This window comes from Thermoanaerobaculia bacterium (assembly GCA_035260525.1).
Lineage (GTDB): Bacteria > Acidobacteriota > Thermoanaerobaculia > UBA5066 > DATFVB01 > DATFVB01.
The window spans coordinates 1-8,495 of sequence record DATFVB010000321.1 but is presented as its reverse complement, the minus strand read 5'-3'; the positions used below and the strand labels follow the sequence as shown (position 1 = coordinate 8,495).

The 8,495-nt window shown below is 69.2% G+C and carries 8 protein-coding genes; 4 read left to right on the top strand and 4 right to left on the bottom strand.

Annotation, left to right across the window (positions count from 1 at the left end; genetic code table 11):
• Positions 1-145: 145 nt before the first annotated feature.
• The 4 genes from selD to VKH46_15360 all read left to right on the top strand — a co-directional run bounded on the left by selD (position 146) and on the right by VKH46_15360 (position 4,934).
• Entirely contained in the window at positions 146-1,162 is a 1,017-nt protein-coding gene (selD, locus tag VKH46_15375; protein HKB72226.1) for a selenide, water dikinase SelD, read from the top strand.
• A gap of 98 nt (positions 1,163-1,260) precedes the next feature.
• The gene (locus VKH46_15370) at positions 1,261-1,572 is read left to right on the top strand and encodes a DUF2007 domain-containing protein (protein ID HKB72225.1); all 312 of its coding nucleotides are present in this window, start codon (positions 1,261-1,263) and stop codon (positions 1,570-1,572) included.
• Positions 1,572-3,563 (top strand): protein kinase, encoded by a 1,992-nt coding sequence (locus VKH46_15365; GenBank protein HKB72224.1) that lies wholly within the window; start codon positions 1,572-1,574, stop codon positions 3,561-3,563. The genes VKH46_15370 and VKH46_15365 overlap by 1 nt, the downstream gene beginning before the upstream one ends.
• Positions 3,564-3,692: 129 nt before the next feature.
• A complete protein-coding gene (locus VKH46_15360; GenBank protein ID HKB72223.1) occupies positions 3,693-4,934 on the top strand; it encodes a DNA polymerase IV in 1,242 nt (413 codons plus the stop codon).
• 97 nt (positions 4,935-5,031) lie between these two features.
• Here the strand turns inward: VKH46_15360 and VKH46_15355 are convergent, their stop codons facing one another.
• The 4 genes from VKH46_15355 to VKH46_15340 form a co-directional block, all read right to left on the bottom strand.
• On the bottom strand, positions 5,032-5,238 hold the full coding sequence (locus VKH46_15355) for a hypothetical protein (GenBank protein ID HKB72222.1): 207 nt from the start codon (positions 5,236-5,238) through the stop codon (positions 5,032-5,034).
• Positions 5,216-5,746: a hypothetical protein gene (locus VKH46_15350; protein ID HKB72221.1), complete on the bottom strand. Its 531-nt coding sequence runs from the start codon at positions 5,744-5,746 to the stop codon at positions 5,216-5,218. Before VKH46_15350 ends, VKH46_15355 begins: the two co-directional genes overlap by 23 nt.
• 196 nt (positions 5,747-5,942) lie before the next feature.
• The gene (locus VKH46_15345; GenBank protein HKB72220.1) at positions 5,943-7,961 is read right to left on the bottom strand and encodes a M1 family aminopeptidase; all 2,019 of its coding nucleotides are present in this window, start codon (positions 7,959-7,961) and stop codon (positions 5,943-5,945) included.
• A 46-nt stretch (positions 7,962-8,007) separates the two neighbouring features.
• The gene (locus VKH46_15340) at positions 8,008-8,388 is read right to left on the bottom strand and encodes a hypothetical protein (protein HKB72219.1); all 381 of its coding nucleotides are present in this window, start codon (positions 8,386-8,388) and stop codon (positions 8,008-8,010) included.
• Positions 8,389-8,495 lie beyond the last annotated feature (107 nt).

Below are 8,495 nucleotides of genomic sequence, written 5' to 3'. Positions count from 1 at the left end.
CTCGCGGAGCTCGGATCGCGAATGGCGCGGATGCCGCCATTCCTCGGGGGCGGCGTCCCCGACGCGCTACTATCCGCGCATGACTTTCCGTTCGGCGGGTCCGGCCCTGTCGACCTTCGCCGGCAGCGCGGGTTGAGCCTGTAAGCTGGGTCAGTTCGACCTTGCGGCCGTGCTGTCGAAGATGCCGCCGTCCCGCGACGCGAACCTGATCGCGGGTTTCGGACGGTCCGAGGACGCCTCCGCGTACCGGCTGGGCGACGGGCGCGCTCTCGTCCAGACGGTCGACTATTTCACCCCGGTCGTCGACGACCCGCACCTTTTCGGACGGATCGCCGCCGCCAACGCCCTGTCCGACCTCTACGCGGCGGGAGCGCGTCCGGCGCTCGCGCTCGCCGTCGCGGCCTTCCCGTCCGAGGTCCTGCCGCTTTCGACCCTCGAGTCGATCCTGCGCGGCGGCGCCGAAACCGTCGCCGAGGCGGGAGCCACACTTTCGGGGGGGCACACGATCGACCACGACGTGCCGATCTATGGCCTCGCCGCCACCGGTTTCGCGCGCGAAGAAGACCTGACCGACCACGCGGCGGCTCGGCCGGGCGACGAGCTGATCCTCACGAAGCCGCTGGGCGTCGGCGTTCTCGTCTCCGCGAGCCGCGCCGACGCACTCGGCGGGCTGTTCCACCGGAGGATCGTCGGGGACGACCTCCTCGAGCGGCTGGGGTGCCAGATGGCGGCCTTGAACGCCGGGCCCTCATTTCTCATGCCGGAGTTCCGCGTCCGCGCCGCGACCGACATCACGGGATACGGCCTCCTCGGTCACGCCCTGAACCTGATGGAGGCGTCGGGGACGACGGCGCGGTTTTCCCTCGCCAGGATCCCCGTGATCGAGCAAGCCCGCCCGATCGCCCGGCGCGGAATCGCTCCGGACGGCTCCCGGAAGAACTTCCGGAATCTGCGCCCGAAGACCGCCTGGACGGCGCCCTGGTCCGACGACGATTTCCTGCTGCTGGTCGACGCGCAGACCTCCGGAGGGCTCCTCGTCTGCGTCCCGGAGGGGCGCGGGGAAGAATTCGCCGCCCGCTGCCGGGCGGCGGGCGCGCCGGAAACCGCCGTCGTCGGGACGGTCGTCCCGCGAGAGGAGTTGCCGCTCGCGGTCGCCTCCTGAGATCATTCGATCCTGTTATCTTCTCCCTGCCGACTCGAACCATCCGCCGCCCGGTTCCCGGACGCCCGGGGTCGGGCGGCGCCGGAAAGGAGCCCGCGATGGCCTCGCAGGAAGATTGGACACAGGTGGCGTTGGTGCCCGATGACGTGGAGGCGGACCTGATCCGCGGGTTCCTCGAATCCGAGGGGATCGAAGCCCAGATCGACAACCGCAAGTTCCACATGGAACCCGTGAACTTCGGAGATCTCACCGGGATCCGCGTGCTCACGCATCCCGAGGATTCCGAGCGCGCCCGCGGTCTCCTCGCCAAGCGCGAGCGCGATTTCGACCGGATGCAGGACTCCGGCGACAAGAGCTCGATCCTGACGGACTCTGGGCCCGCCGACGCCCCGGAGGAGAACGGCGACTGATGGAGCCCGGCTCCCGCGTCGGCCGCTTCCGCATCGAGCGCCCTCTCGGCCAGGGGGCGATGGGGAACGTCTACCTCGCGGTCGATCCCGCGATCGAGCGGCAGGTCGCGATCAAGATCGTGCGCACCGATCTCACGGACGCCGACCGTCGGGACGAGGTCGAGACGCGCTTCCTGCGCGAGGCGAAGATCGCCGGCCGGCTGCAGCACCCGAACATCGTCACGATCTACGACGTCGGGCGGGAAGCGGAGAGCACCTTCATCGCCATGGAGTACGTCGAGGGGCGTCCGCTCGCGAAGCTCCTCCGCCCCGACGTCCCGATGACGGACGCCCAGCGCCTCCTGATCGCGCGGCAGACGGCCGAAGCGCTCGCCCACGCGCACGAGCGGCAGGTGATCCACCGCGACGTCAAGCCGGGGAACATCCTGATCCGGAGCGACGGCGTCGTGAAGGTCTCGGATTTCGGGATCGGGAAGCTCCTCACGGGAGGCGACGACGTCACCCGCACCGGGATGATGGTCGGGAGCCCGTCGTACATGTCGCCGGAGCAGATCCGGGGCGAGACGCTCGACGGCCGCTCGGACATCTTCTCGCTCGGCGTCGTCCTCTACGAGATGTTCACCGGAACGCGGCCGTTCCCCGGCGACACGGTCACGGCGCTCGTCTACCAGATCCTGCACACGGAGCCGAAGGATCCCGCGTCGATCCGCCCCGACTTGCCGCCGCTGATCTCGGCCATCATCCGGCGGGCGCTCGCCAAGAAGAGAGACGAGCGCTACCCGGACGCCCGCGTCCTGCTGCGCGACCTCCACCGCGCGTCCTCGACCGGTCCGGCGCGCGATTCGCGGCCGACCCCGGTCGTTCACGACTTCCCGATGCCGGCGCCGACTTTGATCCCGGCGCCGACGGCGGTCACCCTCGGTCCGACCGCGGCCGCTCCCTCTCCGGTCGCCGCTTCCGGGTCCGGGCCGACCGTCATCGTCGAGCGGCGCGGCGCCGCGGCGCTGCTCTTCGGAATCGCGGCGCTCGTGCTCGCGGCCGCGGCATTCCTCTTCGTGATCACGCAGCCGCGCCGCGCGGCGTCGATCTTCTCGGGCATCGGAAAGCCCGCCTCGACGTCTGCCGCTGCGCCGCCGGGATCGGCGACCGCGACCGGCGCGTCCGCGACGCCGGTCCCCGGCCCGCCGGCATCGGTCACATCGCCGCCGTCGGTACCGGCGATCCCGGCGCCGCCCTCGACGACCGCGGCGGCCGCCGGCTCCGCTGCGGAGGCTCCGGCGCGTTCCTCGGCGGCGCCTGCGGAGTCTCCCTCCGTCGGCCGCGCCAAGGAGAACGCGAAGAAGAGCGCGGCCGACACGGCGGCGCTCCCGCCCGCGGCGAAGACGTCGCCGGCGGGATCGATCCCGATCACCGGGGCGCCCGAGGGGCCGGCTCCGGCTCCCGTGTCGGACGTCGTGTACGACCACGTCTATCGCGTCCGGCGCGCGATGAAATTCCAGATCAGCCCGGACCAGGCCCGGATCTCCGTCGACGGAAAATACGTCGGCATCGCCGACGACTGGGACGATCACGGCGGCGGAAAGATCTTTCCTCTCGCTCCCGGAACCCACCACGTGAAAGCGACGCTCCCCGGATATCACGACCTGAACCTCCAGATCGTCGTCGCCCCGTCGGCGAAGGACGACGTCGAGTCGGCGGGCGACGACATGAAGCGGACGTCGAAGGAGCCCTTCTCGAAGATCGGAAAGATCGACTATTCGACGCAGGGGGACGTTTTCTTCGATCCGTCGCTCGGCTCCGCGCGCGTCCTCGTCGACGGGCACGAGCAGGGGATCGGCTCGATCTTCACCGCGGCCCGCCCGCTGAAGCTCGCCGCACCGATGGTCCACGACATCCTCCTGACCGACGGAGCGAAGTCGAAGGCGCTCCGGGTCCTCGCGTCGTCGACGGCGGACGACGCGCGCGTGCTGATCAAGGAGCGACTGAAGTAGGGCGGTCGGGCAAGTTCACTCCCTCTCCCCGCGGGAGAGGGTTGGGGTGAGGGTGGACCCGCGGGCTCCCTCACCCGGCGAGCGAGATCGCTCGCCGACCTCTCCCGCCGGGAGAGGTAAAGGCGGACGGTGACGGCGACATTCCCCATCTGGGCCCTGCTCGATCTCGACGCGTTCTACGTGTCGGTCGAACGGGCGAAGGACCCGTCGCTCGCCGGGAAACCGGTGATCGTCGGGGGCGACCCGGAGCGCGGACGGGGCATCGTCGCGTCCGCCTCCTACGAAGCTCGCGCCCGCGGCGTCCGGACCGCCATGCCGGCCGCGTCGGCGGCCCGGCTCTGCCCCGACGCCGTCTTCCTGCGCCCGGACTTCGCGGCCTGCACCGAATACTCCCGCCTCGCCGCGGCGATCCTCGAGAGCGAGGCGCCGCGGGTGCTGCCGGCGTCGATCGACGAGTTCTACCTCGACTTCACGCACCGCGGCGGCTTCGACTTCGAGAAGGCGTGCGCGGCGGTGGCGCGGCTGCGCGAGCGGCTCCGGCGCGAGCTCGCGCTGCCGGCCTCCGCGGGGATCTCGTCGAGCCGCCTCGTCGCGAAGATCGCTTGCGGGAAAGCGAAACCCGACCGACAGCTCTTCGTTCCTCCGGGAACGGAAGCGGCGTTCCTCGCGCCGCTCCCCGTCGGCGAGATGCCGGGGATCGGGCCGAAGACCGAGCCGCGCTTCGTCGACGCCGGGTTCCGCACGATCGGCGATCTCGCGACCCGCCCCGAGTCCGAGCGCCGGGAGCATCTCGGAGAGCACGCCGAGTACTGGAGGCGGCGCGCCGTCGGCGAGGACGTCTCCGGCGATCCCTTCGACGAGGAGCGCGACCGCTCGATCGGCGCGGAGGAGACGTTCGACCGCGATCTCTCCGAGCCCGCCGAGGTGGATGGCGCGCTCGCGTCGCTCGCCGAGACCGCGTGCTTTCGCCTCCGGCGGAAGGCCTACGTCGCCGGCACGATGTCTCTCAAGATCCGCTACGAGAACTTCGAGACGATCTCCGCGTCGCACACGTTCCCCGAGCCGACCGACGGCTACGACGAGATCCGGAGGGCGGCGGCGGCCGCGCTCGCGCGCCGCTGGAACCGCTCGCGCCGGCTGCGGCTGCTCGGCGTACGGCTGACGGGGATCTCCGACAAGAACGCCGGCTGGCTGCCGCTCGAGATGCCCGGCCGCGCGCGCGACGAGCGGGCCTTCGAGGCGATCGACCGGATCAAGGAAAAGTTCGGCGAGGGGAGCCTGCGGTTCGCGCGGGGGACGTCCAAACCCACCTCTCCCGGCGGGAGACCCGTCGCGCCGAAGCCTGGAGGCGAAGGCGGAGGGTCGGGGTGATCCCGCCGCAGCGGGAGTCCGTTCCCACCTCTCCCGGCGGGAGAGGTCGCCGAGCGAAGCGAGGCGGGTGAGGGAGCCCGGCCCTGCGTTTAACCGGTTATCCGAGCGTGAAAGGCTCCCACCCTTCCGATGTCGCGCGGGACGGCTCGCGCGGCGGGAGCCCGCTCTGGAGACGAAGCAGCAGCGGAAGGAGGTTTACGCCGGGCTTTCCGATCCAGAGGTCGTGCAGCATCGCGACGTCTTCGCGCGTGGTCGGGATGTCGCGCTCGATGTCGGGGAGCTCAGCGCGTTCGCTGGATTTCATTCCACAGCTCCTTCATCCGGTGGCGTTCGAACTCGCGGGCGATCGATTCGCCGTCGACGCCCGGGACCCGCGCGAGATACGCGATGTCGGCGAGCTCGGAAAACGTCCGGGACGGGTCGTTCTTGATCGCGAAGATCTTCATCGCGGCGAGGTGCTCGGGGCTAGGCACCTTGACGCGTGATCCGTCCTCGAGTGTCACTTCGCGCGACTCGCCGAAGAGACGGTCGGCCGTGGCGCCCGAGACGTAGACGAAATCGACGCGGCCGATCGACGGATCCGGGTGCGCGTGATTCGAATAACCCGGCGAATCGTGCAGCGTCTCGTAGCCGTTGCTCTCCATTCGTTCCCGCAGGACGCCGTGTGCCGCGGCGTCGACGGCGAAGTCGACGTCGAACGTCCTTCGCGGCCTGCCGTAGGCCGCCATGGCGTGACCGCCGATCAGGAGGTGGCGAGCGCCGAGCTCGTCGAGCATCGTTTGGATGCGGGTCACGTTGCTCTGGAGTTCCACGCAAGGAGAGCTTACCAGCCGTTCGGCGCCGTCAGAGCCGGTCCCGGTCTCCCTCACGCGGTCGCCTCCGTTGTCGGCGACCGACCTCTTCCGCGGGGAGAGGTGAGGGCACGTTCGCGATCGCTGTCCGCCGCCTTCCGAGCGAGTTCAGCGGCGGCGAGCGTTTCGTTCGCCGCCCGCTGAAACGAGCGCCCGTTTACTTCGGCAGCTTCGGATACTCCGTCCCCCAGAAGTATCGGTCGAAGAAGTCCGCGTACGACTTCCCGGTGAGGTAGTGCAGCAGGCTGGCCGTCAGCGCCGATGATCCCGTCTGCCACTTCCGGTTGGACTGGAACGTCTTCAGGAACGTGAGGAACTTCTCCTCGCCGAGCTCCTTGTGGAGGATCGCGAGGAGAAACGGCCCGCGACCGTACAGGAGCCCCATGCGGTCGCGGAACGCCGTCTCGCCTTCCAGCCGGTTGGCGGTCGGAAGCGTGGCGGAGATCCCTGAGTCCTTCATCCGCCCTTCCCAGTCGCGGACGACCTGGTTGTAGGCGCCGTTGCCTTTCTCCGCGCGCACCTGCAGCGCCGAGCAGTACTCGGCGAACGACTCGGACATCCATTCCTCCTCGTCGTCCGGCCACTTGATCTGGTGGCCCCACCACTGGTGCGCGATCTCGTGGGCGAATCGCGCCGTGAGGCTGCGGGAGAACATCTTCGTCAGGTCGTCTTCGTGCGGCGAGAACGCCTCTCGCGTGATGAACATCGTCGCGGGCGGCGCGATCCCGAAGCCGTAGGAGTTGATCTCGACGATCGTGAACTCCTTCCAGGGGAAGGGCCCGAGGAAGGGCTCGTAGAACTTGATGATCTGCGACGAGAGGGTGACGAGGTGCTCCGTCGCGCGGTGGTTGACGTACGCGTAGCTCGCCACGTGGTACGTGCGTCCGTCCTTGACGACGTCCTCGACGTGGTAGCTCCCGCCGAGGACGACCGGGAGGAAGATCGGGTGGTCGAGCTCGGTCGTGAGCGTGTTCCAGTCCTTCTCTTCCTTCCGCGAGACGACCGTGCCGCTCGCGATCGGGACGAAGGGCTTCCTGACGCGCACGGTGCAGCGCCAGGTGAAGGCGGAGCCGTTGAGTCCCGGGCTCGGGTACCAGGAGTCGAATCCGAGGAGCCAGTAGCTGTCGTGCGACGGGGGAGGGAGCACGTCGCCTTCCATGTCGAACCGGAGCGTCACCGGCTGCCCGGGGGCGAGCGGCTTCGGGAGCGCCAGCAGCAGGCGGCCGTCGCGATGGTCGAAATCGACGGCGTGGCCGTCCGAGGTCTCGACCTTCAGCAGCTCGTTCTTCCGGATGTCGAGCGCGGAATCGGCGAACACGCGGCTCCGGAGGTTGACGTGGAGCGTCGAGATCGGCTCCTTCGCGGCGCTCTCCCAGGTTTCCGTCACGCGGATCTTCGCGTGCTCCTTTTCGGCCTCGATCTCCGGCTCGACGCGCGTCAGGACGACGTCGGGTCGCGGCGGCTCGCGGAATCCGCGGCCGATCGGCTGGTCGGAGATCGTCTCGACCGCCCACTCCCACGGGGCGTTGGCGCTGTCGAATTCGAGCTTCTTCAGGGCGATCAGGTCTTCGGCGTGCGACTCGATCTCGTCGCGGAACCAGATCGCCTCCTGCTTGCCGCCGGAGAGCTCCACCCACGAGAACGGCGCGGCGGGCGCCATGCGCTCGCGGTAAGCGAGCCGCTGGGCGACGCCGTCGGACTTCCGGCGGGCGAACGTCTCGAGATGCTTCCGGAACGCGTGCTCGGGCGGCGCCGCGCCGGCCGTTCCCGCGGGGACCTTCTCGCCGGGCGCCAGCCAGAGGAGATCGTCGAACGCGTCGGAGACGAGGAGGCTCTTCCCTTCGTCTCTCGCCTTCCAGCGCGTCGCCCTGTCGGCGTCGTGGCGCATCACGGGCCACTCCTCCGGCGTGTCGGAGGCGTACGTCCACTTCCCCTCGCCGTCGAAGAAGAACCCGATCGTCTCGGTTCCGGCGAGAACGGGCGCCACGACGCCTTTGGCGAGCGTCACCTTGATGTGCCCGACCTGGAGCGTCACGTTCGCGACCGTGACCGCGTCCTTTCCGAGCGTCGGATGGGCGTAGCGGTCGACCTGGGCGGAGAGGGTTTCGGCGCGGGCGACCCCCGAAAGTCCAAAGATCAAGGATCCGACGAGGAGAAAGCGATTCGAGGTGATCATCCGTCGATTGTAGGACCCGGGGCCGGCGCTCAGAACATCCTGGCCATCACCATCCGATCGCGCCACCCAGGGTATTGGACGAATAGCTCCCCGCAAGCAGGTTCCCCAGGAACACGTTGTCCCGCGTCGCCGTCGTCGCCACCGGGAAATCGTTCGTCGGGTAGGAGGTCGATCCCGCCTTGCCCATCATCTCGGTCGCGATCCGCCCGGAAGCATCCCGGAGAGTGTAGATCGTTCCGCGCGGGACGTACAAGAAGTTGCCCCAGTACCGGCTGAGGAACGCCATCATCTGGCTCTCGAGAGTATTGGCGTTCGGCCCATAGTTGGGCCGGCCATCCGGGCCGTAGCTGCCGTTGCCGTACGTGATCCCGAGCGCCGCCATGTAGTTGATGGGGGCGATTCGGGGACGGTCCTTCCTTTCAGTCATTGTTGGTAGACGTGGCGGCTGTACGTCGATCGACGTGGCAGAGCGCTCCGGGGTATTCGATTCTTGGCTGGCGCAGTCGGCGCACTTATGCATGAAAGGAAGGACCG

Coding starts and splice junctions, on each gene's coding strand:
- VKH46_15340 (HKB72219.1), bottom strand. CDS start 8,388: ATGACTGAAAGGAAGGACCGTCCCCGAATCGCCCCCATCAACTACATG.
- VKH46_15365 (HKB72224.1), top strand. CDS start 1,572: ATGGAGCCCGGCTCCCGCGTCGGCCGCTTCCGCATCGAGCGCCCTCTC.
- VKH46_15370 (HKB72225.1), top strand. CDS start 1,261: ATGGCCTCGCAGGAAGATTGGACACAGGTGGCGTTGGTGCCCGATGAC.
- VKH46_15355 (HKB72222.1), bottom strand. CDS start 5,238: ATGAAATCCAGCGAACGCGCTGAGCTCCCCGACATCGAGCGCGACATC.
- VKH46_15345 (HKB72220.1), bottom strand. CDS start 7,961: ATGATCACCTCGAATCGCTTTCTCCTCGTCGGATCCTTGATCTTTGGA.